The following is a 13,380-nucleotide window of genomic DNA, read 5'->3' as shown; positions in this document are numbered from 1 at the left end:
AAAAACTATCCAATGCGAAAATTAAAATTAATATGGGATTTTAAAGGTCCGGCCGGTCAAAAAATAGCTGAACACCATGTTATACACCTAAAAGAATATATTGAAATAAACAAATTAGATATTACCATTACAGGTGTTGAGACGCTTAGCGATATGCACAGCATAGCCTATTTAGTGGTTGATGAGTCTGAAATGAAACCGATACGCGACACTCTAAAGCCTCATAGAGGGCAAGTCTATGCTTAGTTTATCTGACAAGTGTATAATTTGATAAAGTAAAGACCCTAGAATAGCCGTTTAAAAAAGGCTTGAATAAATCGTGTTGGCGGTACTGATAAAATAATTTTCACATCTTCTAACAAGTTAGATTCCTCATCTAAGAATTTAAAAATCGTTTTAATGTTTGTTTTTTTGAACATAGACGAAAATAAGGCTGCCCCTTCCTTATTATGATGCGCTAATACGTCTAACAATATAAGATCATAAAAGCTATATTTATCTTGCTTAGAAAACTGAGATAAATCCTGATTATTCTTTAAAAAAGACACAATTTCCTTAGTTTTCTTGGCAGAGTTTGTAAAAGTATATCCAGAGCTTGCTTTTGTCCATCCGCCTGAAGTTCCAATATTTAATACGTGCTGAGAATTCAATTCATTAAACTTAAAAGATGTCATGGGAATATTGCCCCTTTCCTTTTCTATAATTTCGTAATCTAGAATATTTCTCTTATGTAAGTAGTCTTTTATAGCGTCTTCATACTCTGAAAAGCTTAATAGATCTTTTGAAAACAACGTATATTCAAACAATGCTGTTTTTTTATCTAAAGGTAACACATACATAAACCTTGTGTTTCCATTTTGAGGGACTGTGAAATCCATAATAGTAGCTACAGAATCATCAATTAAATCGGCTTTTGTTCTTACAAACCAACCTACAAAGTGCTGATGTATTAAAGGATATTTATTTTGTGATTTGTATGCCTCAGGATTTGGTAAACTATTAAAGATCTTAGAACCGAAATGCGTCCCATTTTTACTAATTACTTGAACTCCGTTTTCTAATTCTGTAAAATTATCAACAGTATCTTCAATAAATTTAAAATTAGATTTAGAATTTATAGTTCCCCAAAGTGATTTGTAAAACGCCTCGCTCCTAATCATTTTATAGGTATACGGAGCAATTGAAATAACTTTAGAAAACCCGTCACTTCCAAAGTAAACATTTTTCCAACTTCTTACTAAGAGCTCATCCCATTCTCCAACCCCTTCTTCCCAAAAACACCAAGTTCTGTCGTTGCCTTTATCTTTAGTTTGGTCTAGAATTAAAATAGATTTACTATTAAAATAAGCATCTTGAGCCATACGACAGGCTAGCATTAATCCGGAAGCACCTGCTCCTAAAATAATATAATCGTATTTTAATCCCATTTGATAACTCTTATTGCAATTTAATATTTCACCTAAAGAATGCTATTTTTTCGTTTCATGACGTCTTTCTGCATATTCGTAGCCTTCTCGCCACCATTTCTCCATTAATCGCTTACTAAATATCAGGGAATTTTCGGTAAGGCTAGTAGGTGTATAATACAAATTGAGTTTTACATTTTTATTTCGTGCAGCTAATTTTCCTATAATGATATCATTTCGCTCTACCTGATTTAATAAATGACCAAACAAACTAATCATTAATGAAAACGGATTTTTACCCAGAACCTTTTGTTTTCCTAAAGTTTCAGCTTCTAAAACAATGGCATCTACTTCTGTTGCGCCACGCTGTATAGCTTCTCTTATGGGTATTACCGATCCTAATCCACCATCTGCATACTCGTAACCATCTACTTTTGCTAAAGACATAAATGGAATGTAATTACATGAAATCCAAATCCAATTACAAAATTCTTCGTACGAACATTCTTGTATAGATTTATACTCCACCCGATTCATAGACAAATTGGAAACTGTCACCACCACATCGTGCTTTTCTTTTCTAATTTTTAAATATTCTTCATAAGTCACGTTTTTCCTTATATGACGTCTTAGCGCCTTGCTTTCTCCAAACGTTCGTTTACGTCTTATAAATTGCCACAACGAATTTATAAAATCAATAGATACATATTCTCTATCCCCTTTTTTGTGCTGTACAAAAGGGCTAATGCTAAAAATATCATGCTGCTGTACGTTTGTAAAAATATCGTACAATTTACCAATCTCATTAACTGCTAAATGCGGTATTAAAAGACTTCCTGTGGATGTACCTAAAAACAAATCGTAGTTGTGTTTTTCGCGCTCCATTAAGTATTGCGCCACACCTCCCGCAAAGGCTCCTTTACTTCCTCCACCAGATATTACTAAAGCTCGCATTTAATATATATGTTAATTATTGTTGAATTTATTCTGTTTCTATAGGACTAACTTCCTCATTTTTATATTTAGCATAATTGAGGCCACTCTCCCACCATTTCGTCATTTTAACTTTATCAAAAACCAATGAGTTGGTTGTTAAAACTGTTGGAGTATAATAAAAATTAATGATCGCATTTTGGTTTGATGCTACAAATTTACCGATTTTAATATTTTGACTCTCTATCCGATCTAACATAAACGCAAACATATTAGTCAGTAAAGAAAACGCATTAATCGACGGCATCCTATTTAGTTGACTTATTTCCGTTTGTAAAACAATCGCATCAATTATTGTTGCCCCTCGCTTAATAGCTTCTTCAATAGGGACCATAGAACCTAAACCACCATCTGCATATTCGCAGCCATATTTTTTAGCCAGAGACATAAATGGTGTGTAATTACAAGATATCCAAATCCATTCGCAAAACTCATCGTAATTAAAATCTATGATAGATTTATATTCAACTTGATTAAGTGATAAATTAGAAACTGTAACTACAACATCGATATGACTCGCTTTAAGCGTAATAAACTCTGACTTTGTTAATGTTCTTCTAATGAGTTGTTTTAAGTTAAGACTTGTTCCGAATGTCTTATGACCTTTTAATAAATTCAGAAGCACTGTAAGATGATTAATCCCTATAGTTTCAATACCATTTTTCTTTTTAACGATAAAAGGACAACTATCAAATATTGCCTCATTATTTACATTAGTGTAAACTTGTTTTATTTTATCGACGCGGCTTAATCCTAAATGAGACACTAAAAGACTTCCTGTTGACGTCCCAATAAACAAATCGTATTTGTGTTTTTTATTCTCAATTAAATACTGCGCCACACCACCTGCAAATGCACCTTTACTTCCACCTCCAGATATCACTAGTGCTCGCATTAATCTTTATTTTTGTTGTAGTTTCTCAGACAGTTGTTTTGCAAATTTAACCATTCGCCAGTTGTGATGTGATTTTGCTTTTTCTAAATTAGATTGACATTCTTCCGTACAAGATTTCATTAAATCTAGATAATTGAAGGCCTTAATTCTGACATCTGTATTATATTTTTCAGATGTATACTCCTTTAACTCATCAAATAATACTTGCTTGTTATCCGCATCATAATACGGCGTATTTAAATTTAATACAATCCACAACATCCTAACGTTCTTATCAGTGAAGCCAATTGTTTTTCGAGTTTTAGAAAGGTATTTTGACCGTTCTAATGGAAAATTAACCCAAAGGTTATACAAAGCATTCTCTATTGTAGTGTATGATTTATCATCAAGTAAAGACTCATAATCTGATTTTAAATTTTCAGGAATCTTAGTCACATGCTCTGAAATGGCTTGTCGCACCTTTAAACTATTATTAAAAACCTCCGTTGTTACCAATTCTGGCATTTGTGAAATAACCTTAGCTTTTGCTTCATCTGAAACATAATACTTTAAATACTCGGCACATTTAGAAGAATTTACCTCGCAGTCTACCATCTCATATTCATTTATAAAAGTAGATTGTCTTTTCAAAATTGTATAAGCTTCATCATAAGGAAATGCTTTATTTTTAATCCAATAGTTAACAAAACCAGATAAGGACTTACCATAAATATTTTCTACTTCATTAATAAAATCAGAAGTCTCCACATTAGAATATTGATACTTTTTTAAGTAATTTTTTACCGCTTGCTTAAAAACGACATCACCGACCTTATCTTTTAACACATGTAAGACCCAAGCACCACGTTGGTAAAACGTTAAACTACTAGATTTAGGATCTAGAAGCGACGTTCCATTCCCAGAAAGATCTTGTTGACTTAGATCCAAGACTGACTCGAGTAATTTATGGTAGAAATAGTTATCTCCAAAAATATCACGTTCCGCTAAAAGTGAATAATAGGTTGCAAAGCCCTCTTGCAACCAATGATGTTCTCCAGATTTCGCAGTAACCAAATTACCGAACCATTGATGGGCCAATTCGTGTGCATTAACACTAACGTAGTTTTTATCATTAAACCCAATATTATCTACCATAAATGCATCTGAGAAAATAGTAAGGCTCGTATTTTCCATACCTGCATATAGAAAATCATGCACTGGTACCTGCTTGTAGTTCTGCCACGGATATGCAAAACCAATGTCGTCTTCTAGAAAATCGAACATTCGTTTAGAATACCGATACGTAGGTTCAACTTTTAAGGAATCTTCAGGATAATAGTAAAACTCTAGTGGAACTCCACTTTTTGAGGTTTCTGTTTTTTTGTTGTATTTGCCATAAACTAAAGCTAATAAATAGCTAGACATCGGTTTTTTCATTTGATATGAAACCTTTTCTAAATTATGATCTAATGCGCTATTTATTGTATTTAAACCATTTGCTATAAAAGTATATCCAGATTCTTTAGTCGTACTTAAATTGAAGATGATTTTATCATTAGTATCATCTAAACTGGGAAACCAATGGCTTGTATACTTTCCTTGGCCTTGAGTCCATACTTGAGGTTTATTTTCTCTTTTCAAAAAGTACATTGCCTGCTTAGGCTTTACCGAATAATCAAGATGGATCGTATACGTCTGATTTTTTTGAAACGGATATTTAAAATAAATCTTATTTTGTGTGTTAAAATAGTCTAGTTTCTGAGTATTAGAATCGCCTACTCTTATCTCTACATTTTCAAATGTCATATTTACGGCATCTAAAAATATAGAATCTGTTGATTTAATCATATCGAGATTGTACCAAACCGTTCCTTTTACCATAGAAGAATCTAAAACAATACTAAGCATTCCGTCTGCTCGTTTAAAATCAACATATTTAGTCTGTTGAGAAAAAGACAAATTCATAATAAAAACACAAAAAACAATAAAAATTTTCTTCATAAGATAGAACTAGACAAGAATAAGACCAAAGTACGGAATTCAGCGCTGATATCACAAAAACTCAATTTTAATAAAGATATTGTAAGAACTCAATGATATTCCTTTTATAAATTCAATGGATAATTCCCATTTTTATCGTCATACAAGTTCGAACTTCTCACCTACCATATACAGACTGATAAATATCATATTTTTATTTAATTTTATATGTACCTTTATCCTAGTTAATTTCTTTTATATATTTATTATTCAGCTTTTTAAACAAAACATACTTAATGACCCCAAATCTCTTTGAAATTGGTTATTACGATAACAATGACCTAAAACCACTTGGCTTTAAATCTCTTGGAACCAATGTTAAAATTGCTAAAAATTGTTTAATTTTTGGCATTCAAAATATCTCTATTGGCAACAATGTAATTATAGATTCATTTTGCTCTCTTATAGTACCTGGAGATGGCTATCTAAACATAGGCTCTTATGTACACATTGCTTCATATTGTCACTTATTGGCATCAGACGGCATTGAGCTCAACGATTTTTGTGGCTTATCTCAAGGTGTAAAAATATACAGTAAAACGGATGACTACTCAGGTAATTCATTAACGAACCCAACTGTTCCAGATTCATATAAAACTATGAAAAAAGGAAGAGTTTCAATTGGTGAGCATGCCATTATCGGAGCAGGATGCACTATACTTCCCAATGTTCTCATAGGAGAAGGAGCTTCCGTTGGTGCTCTATCTCTAATCGGATCCAATTTAAATTCATGGATGTTATATGCAGGAAATCCGTTAAGAAAACTCACTAAAAGATCTAAAAATTTGTTAGTTAAAAAGCAAGAATTTTTCAATGAATTAAAGCAAAGCAACGCCTAATTTTTATTTAAAAATCCTTTAGTTCATATAGATAACTAATTTATCAACAATAATTTAGGATAACTCATCAATGTTTTTAGATATTTTTTGATAAGAAAATTAATAAGTTTGTGCTTAGACCTATCAAAATGATTTAATTTCAATATTTTTCGCAACTCATCTCAGTTAATTAAAGATAACAATCACCTAATAATGCAGACAGAAACGATCATAAAAACTAAAGTAAAAAATTACATTATCGAATCTACTTTTGATGATATCGAAAAGTTAAAAGATGATACTCTTATTTTTGAGGAAGGCATCTTGGACTCTATGGGTTTATTATTTTTAATTGAATTTCTACAAGAAGAATTTAACTTAACAACTAGTGATGAAGAACTCGTTGTAGAAAACTTTCAATCTATTAATAATATTATTGCCTTTATTGAGAGTAAAATGTAAATTAGAATTTTATAGTATCTAACTATGTGCGGAATCGCTGGCTTTTTTAATATTAATTTATCCACCGAAGATAAAACGCACAGGCTTCAGCAAATGCTTACAAGAATAAAGCATAGAGGCCCAGATGAAAGTGGTATATATATATCTGAAGCTGCTAGTCTTGGCAGTGTGCGTCTCAGTATTGTGGATTTAGCCACAGGCACCATGCCATTATCCAACTCTAACGATTCATTATGGATTGTGTTTAATGGTGAAATATTTAACCATATTGAACTTAGAGAAGAACTAATAGCAAAAAATCACACATTTAAAACCCAAAGTGATACCGAAGTTATTATTTATTTATATGAAGAATATGGACCTGAATTTCTAAGTAAATTAAATGGTCAGTTTGCTATTGCTATTTGGGACAAGACTAAACAAGAATTATTTTTAGCTCGAGATCGTGTTGGTATTAGACCTTTGTTTTACACCACAATTAACGACGCGTTTGTTTTTGCTTCTGAAATTAAATCGTTTTTAGAATTTCCAGAATTTCGGCCAAAAATTTCGGCAAAAGCATTGTCTGAATATTTCACATTTTGGACAACACTTTCTTCTAATACAGCTTTTGAAGATGTATTTGAATTACCACCTGGAAGTTATATGATAATTAACGCGAATGCTAAAACTGCAAAAACCTATTGGGAATTACCAATAACGAAACCGAACGATTATAAATACAATACATTAAAAGAAGCTTCTGAAGAATTTGAATCTATTTTTACCGATGCTGTAAAACTAAGACTTAGAGCAGATGTAAAAGTAGCCGCGTATTTAAGCGGAGGACTAGATTCTAGTATTACCACTTCTTTTATCAAAAAGATTTTACCAGATAATCTGAGAACCTTCTCAATTGGTTTTACAGAAAAGGATTTTGACGAATCATCTTTTCAAAATATAGCGCAAGACTACTTTCACACAAATCACTCGCGTATTACCTGTAACCCAAACGATATCTCAGAAAACTTTAAAGATGTCGTTTGGCATTCTGAAGCTCCTTTATTACGCACTGCTCCTACACCTATGAGTTTGTTAGCAAAAAGTGTCCGAGACCAGGATATTAAAGTGGTTATAACAGGCGAAGGTGCCGATGAACTCTTTGGAGGTTACAACATATTTAAAGAAACTAAGATTAAACATTTTTGGGCTAAAGATCCGAAATCAAAATTTCGTCCATTATTACTTAAAAAATTATACCCTTACATTCCACAAATAAGCAAAGCAAACAACACCGTATTAAAAATGTTTTTTGGCTATAAATTGAGTGAAACAACATCACCAATTTATTCACATTTACTGCGTTGGCATAATACATCTCGAATCAATAATTATTTTTCTAAAGATTATAAAGAAGCTGTTCATAATTACAATCCAATTGCTGAAATTGAAAAGCAGTTAGAAACAAAATTTAAAGACCTCGACTACCTAACTAAAGCACAATGGATTGAATTACATTTCTTCATGTCTAAATACTTATTGTCTTCTCAGGGAGACAGAATGGCCATGGCAAATTCAGTTGAAGGTCGCTACCCATTTTTAGACCATAGGATTATCGAATTTTGCATGCAATTAAATCCAGATTTAAAATTAAATGGCTTAAACGAAAAGTATCTGTTAAAGAAACTAATGAAAGACAGATTACCAGAATCTATTTTAAATCGATCGAAGCAAGCCTATCGAGCACCTATTCAAAGCGCTTTTTTCTCAGAAGACATGCCTCCTTATTTAGATTCGATGCTCTCGGAAGAAAAAATCACAGAATTTGGTGTTTTCAATGCCGCATATGTCAGCCAGCTTAAAAAGAAGATGACACTAAACAAACAAGTATCAGAAATTGATAATATGGCTATCACTGCCGTATTATCCACTCAAATATTATATGATTTATTCATCAACAAAAACATACCAAAACTACAAGAAGGTGATCTTGTAATATTGAATAAAACAATACTAGACCAACCTGTCATCTAAACGAATTAATTATGACTACAACACGTAAACCTTTTTCAAAAGATATTTTACATATTGAAAACATCGAAACAGTTTGTAATGAGATCATTTCAAAATTAAAAACTGATGTCGCAAAAAAATTACAGCGAAGAGGTGCGGTTATTGGCATCAGTGGAGGCATTGACTCTTCAGTTTGCATGGCATTATCGGCCAAAGCTTTTGGACCAAATAAGGTGACTGCAATCATGCTTCCAGAACAAGATTCTAGTGGTGATAGCCGTATGTTAGCTGAAAAATTAGCCGCCAAGTTCGATGTCACAGATACCATAGTTGAAGACATTACCAAAGCTTTAGATGGTTTTGGATGCTACCAAAGAAGAGACGACGCTATAGGAAGAGTGATAACTAATTTTGATCCATTAGTAGATAAAGCTAAAATTGAAATTAAGCAAGATGCAGCATCCAACCTACCTCCTGCTTTTTCAGTTACGGTCATAAAACCAAATGGAGACGTAATAAGCAAGCTATTACCTGTTAAAGAATATCTTCAAATTGTGGCTTCTACCAATTTTAAACAACGTAGCAGAATGAGCATGCTTTACTATCACGCGGAACGTTTACACTATGCTGTTATTGGGACACCAAACAAACATGAAGTTGAGCAAGGCTTTTTCGTAAAACATGGTGATGGAGGTGCAGACGTGATGCCTATTGGTCATTTATACAAAACACAAGTTTACCAATTAGCAAGCCACTTAGGCGTTCCTCAAGAAATTATTGACCGAACACCAACAACAGACACCTATACTGCAGAACAAACCCAAGAAGATTTCTTTTACCAAATGCCTTTTGAGCAAATGGATCTCATCTGGTATGGTTGGGAAAATGACTATCCAGCAGATGAAGTGGCTAAAGTTATGGACAGAACCTCTCAAGATATTGAAAACATCTATAAAAATTTTGAACGCAAAAAAAAGACTACCGAATATTTAAGAATGCGACCAATATTTTAAAGCTTTTATCCATGAACGTTTTTGACCATCTTTTTGATACCTCTAAACATCTTGAAAAGGATTTCCTATTAGGTTCGAAAGAAACTGTTTCATTCGAAAAAATTTATAGTGAAAGCTTAAAAATAGCGTCGCATTTAAAAGAAACTGTTGGCAAAAATCAACACATTACTTTAATTAGCCCAAATTCAGCATTCTTTATAACGGCTTACTTAGGAATTCTAAAATCCGGAAATATTTGTGTACCTCTTAATTTCACGATAGAACAAGAGAATTTAGATTACATTCTCAACACTACAGAAAGTGCAACGGTTTTTATCTCTAAGCCTTTAAAGCGTAAATTAAAATTCGCCCCAAATATTCATTTAATAGATGAAGACGAACGGTTAAATATCATAGAACATCAAGATATTATTAAGTTTGACACAGGTTTTGACAAGAATCATGTTGCTGAAATCATTTTCACATCAGGTTCCACAGGAAAACCTAAAGGCGTTATGATTAGCCATCAAAATATTATAGCCAATACAGATGCTATTATTACGTATTTAAACTTGACTTCAGAAGACGTTATGTGCGTGGTTTTACCTTTCTTTTATTGCTATGGTTTATCGTTATTACATACACATCTTAAAGTTGGTGGATCCTTAGTTCTCAATAATAGTTTTATTTTTCTTGGTTCAGTTATCAATGATTTAAAGAATTACAACTGTACCGGATTTGCTGGTGTTCCAAGTCATTTTCAAATCTTATTAAAAAAATCACAAACGTTTAAAACCGAAGCATTTCCTAATTTAAGATACGTTACACAAGCAGGAGGAAAATTGCATACTGTTTTTATTGACGAGTTCACAGAAGCATTCCCGAACAAAGAATTCTATGTGATGTATGGCCAAACCGAAGCTACAGCACGATTATCTTATTTACCACCTGAATTTATCCATACTAAAACAAGCTCCATCGGAAAAGCCATTCCTAATGTCGAATTAAAAGTAGTTAACGACAAAGGCGAAACCGCAACAATAGATGAAGAAGGAGAGCTGCTAGCACGTGGAGAAAACATCATGCTAGGTTATTTTAAAGACAAAGAAGGCACTGATCTCACCATTAATGATGGATGGCTCCACACAGGTGATTTAGCCAAAATAGACAAGGATGGATTCATCTATTTAGTGGCAAGAAAAAAAGAAATCATAAAAGTTAGTGGTAAACGCGTCAGTCCGAAAGAAATTGAAGACGTTATACTGGCAATCCTAGAAGTCGAAGACTGCATAATTACTGGTTTTGATGACGACCTTTTAGGTGAGGCTATACAAGCCACCATCGTTCTTACCCATGTAATTGACGAAGACGACATAAAAGAAAAAATTCTTAAAGAATGCTCTAAACATTTATCCTCTTATAAAATCCCGCAACGGATTGTTTTTGAAAAAACGATACCATTGAGCGCCACAGGAAAGAAAAGCATTAAATAACACTAAGTTAGTCAGAGAGATTTTCTAAAATGAAAACTCCACCCTAATGCGTATTACAAGGTGCAAAATAGATTCCTGCCTTCGCAGGAATGACAAACCTAAAATTTACCGATCAAAATAAAGTTGAATTCTTCATAAGATGAGATTCCTACGTTCGCAGGAATTTGGTAAATTCGCAATTATGAGTGTGAATTTACAAACTCCCATCGATTATCTCAAAGGCGTTGGCCCCAACCGTGCAGACTTATTGCGCTCGGAATTGGGTATTCAAACTTACCAAGATCTCATTAATCTATTTCCTAATCGGTATATAGATCGCACTAAACATTATAAAATCAGCGAATTACAACGTAACAATGCAGAAGTTCAAATAATTGGACAAATTACAGGTTTTAGAGAAGTCGCCCAAAAGCGAGGTAAACGTTTAGTAGCAGACTTTAGGGACGACACAGGTATGATGGAACTCGTCTGGTTTAGAGGTCAAAAATGGATTAGAGAGAGTTTAAAACCACGAAAAAACTATGTAATCTTTGGAAAAACGAATTGGTTTAGTGGTAAATATAGCATGCCACACCCTGAAATTGAATTACAATCTGAGCACGAAAGCAATCTGCGCTCAGCCATGCAAGCCATATATCCATCAACTGAAAAATTATCTAATAAAGGCATTACAAATAAAGTAATGACCAATATTATGCAGCAATTATTTTTGGAAACCAAAGGTCGCTTTGTAGAAACATTACCCGATTCAGTTATGGCTGAATTAAAATTAATTTCCAAATCCGAAGCGCTTTTTAATATTCATTTTCCGAAGACTCCAGAGCTGTTAGCAAGGGCCCAATTTCGATTAAAATTCGAAGAATTATTTTACATTCAGCTGCAGTTAATTATCAAAAACCTTATTCATAAATCGAAAATAAAAGGCTTTACTTTTGATAAGGTAGGAGACTATTTTAACACCTTTTACAAAGACCATTTACCCTTCGAATTAACCAATGCACAGAAACGTGTTTTAAAAGAAATTAGACACGATTTAGGCAGTAATGCACAGATGAATCGCCTTTTACAAGGAGATGTTGGCTCCGGAAAGACCATAGTTGCCTTTATGTCAATACTCATGGGACTTGACAACGGTTTTCAATGTTGCCTAATTGCACCTACTGCTATTTTGTCAGCTCAACACTACCAAGGAATAAGTGAGTTATGCAAACCACTAGGAATCAGTGTTTCACTACTACAGGGCTCAACCAAAACTTCAGAACGAAGAATCATTCATGAAAATCTAGAAAATGGCAATTTACAGATTCTAATTGGCACTCATGCTTTACTTGAAGACAAGGTGAAATTTAAGAATTTAGGACTCGCTATTATTGATGAACAACACCGTTTCGGAGTCAAGCAACGATCAAAATTGTGGCACAAAAATACCCTTCCGCCAAACATTCTTGTAATGACCGCTACTCCAATTCCGAGAACTTTAGCCATGTCTGTTTATGGCGACTTGGATATCTCTGTAATTGATGAATTACCAGCAGGAAGAAAACCTATAAAAACGGTTCACAGATTTGATAATAACCGACTGAAAGTTTTCAAATTTATGAAGGATGAAATCGCTTTAGGTCGTCAAATTTATATCGTCTATCCATTAATTCAAGAAAATGAAACCATGGATTATAAAGATTTAATGGATGGTTACGAAAGTGTGTCGCGCGAGTTTCCAATGCCAGATTATCAGATTTCAATTGTTCATGGCAAAATGAAACCTGCCGATAAAGATTACGAAATGGAACGCTTTGTAAAAGGCGAAACTCAAATCATGGTCGCCACAACCGTTATTGAAGTTGGAGTTAATGTTCCCAATGCCTCTGTTATGATTATTGAAAGTGCGGAGCGCTTTGGTCTATCTCAATTGCACCAATTACGCGGACGTGTTGGTCGTGGTGCTGAGCAGAGTTATTGTATCTTAATGACAAGCCACAAACTGAGTCAAGATAGTAAAACCAGACTCGAAACCATGGTTCGCAGCAGTGATGGTTTTGAAATTGCTGAAGTTGATCTAAAATTACGTGGACCAGGCGATCTTATGGGCACCCAACAAAGTGGTGTTTTAAACCTTAGAATTGCCGATATTGTAAAAGACAAGGATATCTTAGAGCAATCGCGTTATTATGCTAAAAACATCCTGAAATTAGATCCTAGCTTAGTGTCGCCAGAACACAGTGTCATACTTCATACCTATAAACAAATGAGTAAGTTTCGTAATATTTGGAATTATATTTCATAACCCATTGAATACTCATTTTAATATTT

The 13,380-nt window shown here is 33.4% G+C and carries 11 protein-coding genes; 7 read left to right on the top strand and 4 right to left on the bottom strand.

Going from position 1 to position 13,380, the window contains the following annotated elements; genetic code table 11:
- The first annotated feature begins 12 nt into the window (after positions 1 to 12).
- Positions 13 to 246, top strand: coding sequence for a hypothetical protein (locus tag HM986_RS08585; RefSeq protein ID WP_179334671.1), 234 nt, complete (start codon positions 13 to 15; stop codon positions 244 to 246).
- 38 nt (positions 247 to 284) lie between these two features.
- Here HM986_RS08585 and HM986_RS08580 read toward each other — a convergent pair whose 3' ends face one another.
- From HM986_RS08580 to HM986_RS08565, 4 genes are read right to left on the bottom strand one after another with little or no spacing between them, the layout of a single operon-like run.
- Entirely contained in the window at positions 285 to 1,427 is a 1,143-nt protein-coding gene (locus HM986_RS08580) for a lycopene cyclase family protein (protein WP_179334670.1), read from the bottom strand.
- A 42-nt stretch (positions 1,428 to 1,469) separates the two neighbouring features.
- Positions 1,470 to 2,360, bottom strand: coding sequence for a patatin-like phospholipase family protein (locus HM986_RS08575; RefSeq protein WP_179334669.1), 891 nt, complete (start codon positions 2,358 to 2,360; stop codon positions 1,470 to 1,472).
- Positions 2,361 to 2,388: 28 nt separating this feature from the next.
- Complete coding sequence (locus tag HM986_RS08570) at positions 2,389 to 3,294, bottom strand: patatin-like phospholipase family protein (RefSeq protein WP_179334668.1); 906 nt, start codon at positions 3,292 to 3,294, stop codon at positions 2,389 to 2,391.
- 6 nt (positions 3,295 to 3,300) lie between these two features.
- Complete coding sequence (locus HM986_RS08565) at positions 3,301 to 5,274, bottom strand: M1 family metallopeptidase (RefSeq protein WP_179334667.1); 1,974 nt, start codon at positions 5,272 to 5,274, stop codon at positions 3,301 to 3,303.
- Positions 5,275 to 5,549: 275 nt separating this feature from the next.
- Between HM986_RS08565 and HM986_RS08560 the strand changes: the two genes are divergently transcribed.
- From HM986_RS08560 to recG, 6 genes are all read left to right on the top strand, one after another.
- Positions 5,550 to 6,152: an acyltransferase gene (locus HM986_RS08560; protein ID WP_179334666.1), complete on the top strand. Its 603-nt coding sequence runs from the start codon at positions 5,550 to 5,552 to the stop codon at positions 6,150 to 6,152.
- Between the two features lie 192 nt (positions 6,153 to 6,344).
- Positions 6,345 to 6,593: an acyl carrier protein gene (locus HM986_RS08555; RefSeq protein ID WP_179334665.1), complete on the top strand. Its 249-nt coding sequence runs from the start codon at positions 6,345 to 6,347 to the stop codon at positions 6,591 to 6,593.
- A gap of 24 nt (positions 6,594 to 6,617) precedes the next feature.
- Positions 6,618 to 8,606: an asparagine synthase (glutamine-hydrolyzing) gene (asnB, locus tag HM986_RS08550; protein WP_179334664.1), complete on the top strand. Its 1,989-nt coding sequence runs from the start codon at positions 6,618 to 6,620 to the stop codon at positions 8,604 to 8,606.
- 11 nt (positions 8,607 to 8,617) lie between these two features.
- Positions 8,618 to 9,598, top strand: coding sequence for an NAD(+) synthase (gene nadE / locus HM986_RS08545; RefSeq protein ID WP_179334663.1), 981 nt, complete (start codon positions 8,618 to 8,620; stop codon positions 9,596 to 9,598).
- Between the two features lie 11 nt (positions 9,599 to 9,609).
- A complete protein-coding gene (locus HM986_RS08540; RefSeq protein WP_179334662.1) occupies positions 9,610 to 11,070 on the top strand; it encodes an AMP-binding protein in 1,461 nt (486 codons plus the stop codon).
- A gap of 181 nt (positions 11,071 to 11,251) precedes the next feature.
- Positions 11,252 to 13,354 (top strand): ATP-dependent DNA helicase RecG, encoded by a 2,103-nt coding sequence (gene recG / locus HM986_RS08535; protein WP_179334661.1) that lies wholly within the window; start codon positions 11,252 to 11,254, stop codon positions 13,352 to 13,354.
- Positions 13,355 to 13,380 lie beyond the last annotated feature (26 nt).

Origin of the sequence: Winogradskyella costae, assembly GCF_013403865.1 — a bacterium.
Lineage (GTDB): Bacteria > Bacteroidota > Bacteroidia > Flavobacteriales > Flavobacteriaceae > Winogradskyella > Winogradskyella costae.
The sequence above is the reverse complement of the archived record's forward strand: the minus strand, read 5'-3'. Positions and strand labels throughout refer to the sequence as shown.

Excerpts from the sequence above, each read along its gene's own strand:
- HM986_RS08565 (WP_179334667.1), bottom strand. The coding sequence starts at position 5,274 with ATGAAGAAAATTTTTATTGTTTTTTGTGTTTTTATTATGAATTTGTCT.
- recG (WP_179334661.1), top strand. The coding sequence starts at position 11,252 with ATGAGTGTGAATTTACAAACTCCCATCGATTATCTCAAAGGCGTTGGC.
- HM986_RS08585 (WP_179334671.1), top strand. The coding sequence starts at position 13 with ATGCGAAAATTAAAATTAATATGGGATTTTAAAGGTCCGGCCGGTCAA.
- HM986_RS08580 (WP_179334670.1), bottom strand. The coding sequence starts at position 1,427 with ATGGGATTAAAATACGATTATATTATTTTAGGAGCAGGTGCTTCCGGA.
- HM986_RS08570 (WP_179334668.1), bottom strand. The coding sequence starts at position 3,294 with ATGCGAGCACTAGTGATATCTGGAGGTGGAAGTAAAGGTGCATTTGCA.
- HM986_RS08555 (WP_179334665.1), top strand. The coding sequence starts at position 6,345 with ATGCAGACAGAAACGATCATAAAAACTAAAGTAAAAAATTACATTATC.
- asnB (WP_179334664.1), top strand. The coding sequence starts at position 6,618 with ATGTGCGGAATCGCTGGCTTTTTTAATATTAATTTATCCACCGAAGAT.
- HM986_RS08560 (WP_179334666.1), top strand. The coding sequence starts at position 5,550 with ATGACCCCAAATCTCTTTGAAATTGGTTATTACGATAACAATGACCTA.
- nadE (WP_179334663.1), top strand. The coding sequence starts at position 8,618 with ATGACTACAACACGTAAACCTTTTTCAAAAGATATTTTACATATTGAA.
- HM986_RS08540 (WP_179334662.1), top strand. The coding sequence starts at position 9,610 with ATGAACGTTTTTGACCATCTTTTTGATACCTCTAAACATCTTGAAAAG.
- HM986_RS08575 (WP_179334669.1), bottom strand. The coding sequence starts at position 2,360 with ATGCGAGCTTTAGTAATATCTGGTGGAGGAAGTAAAGGAGCCTTTGCG.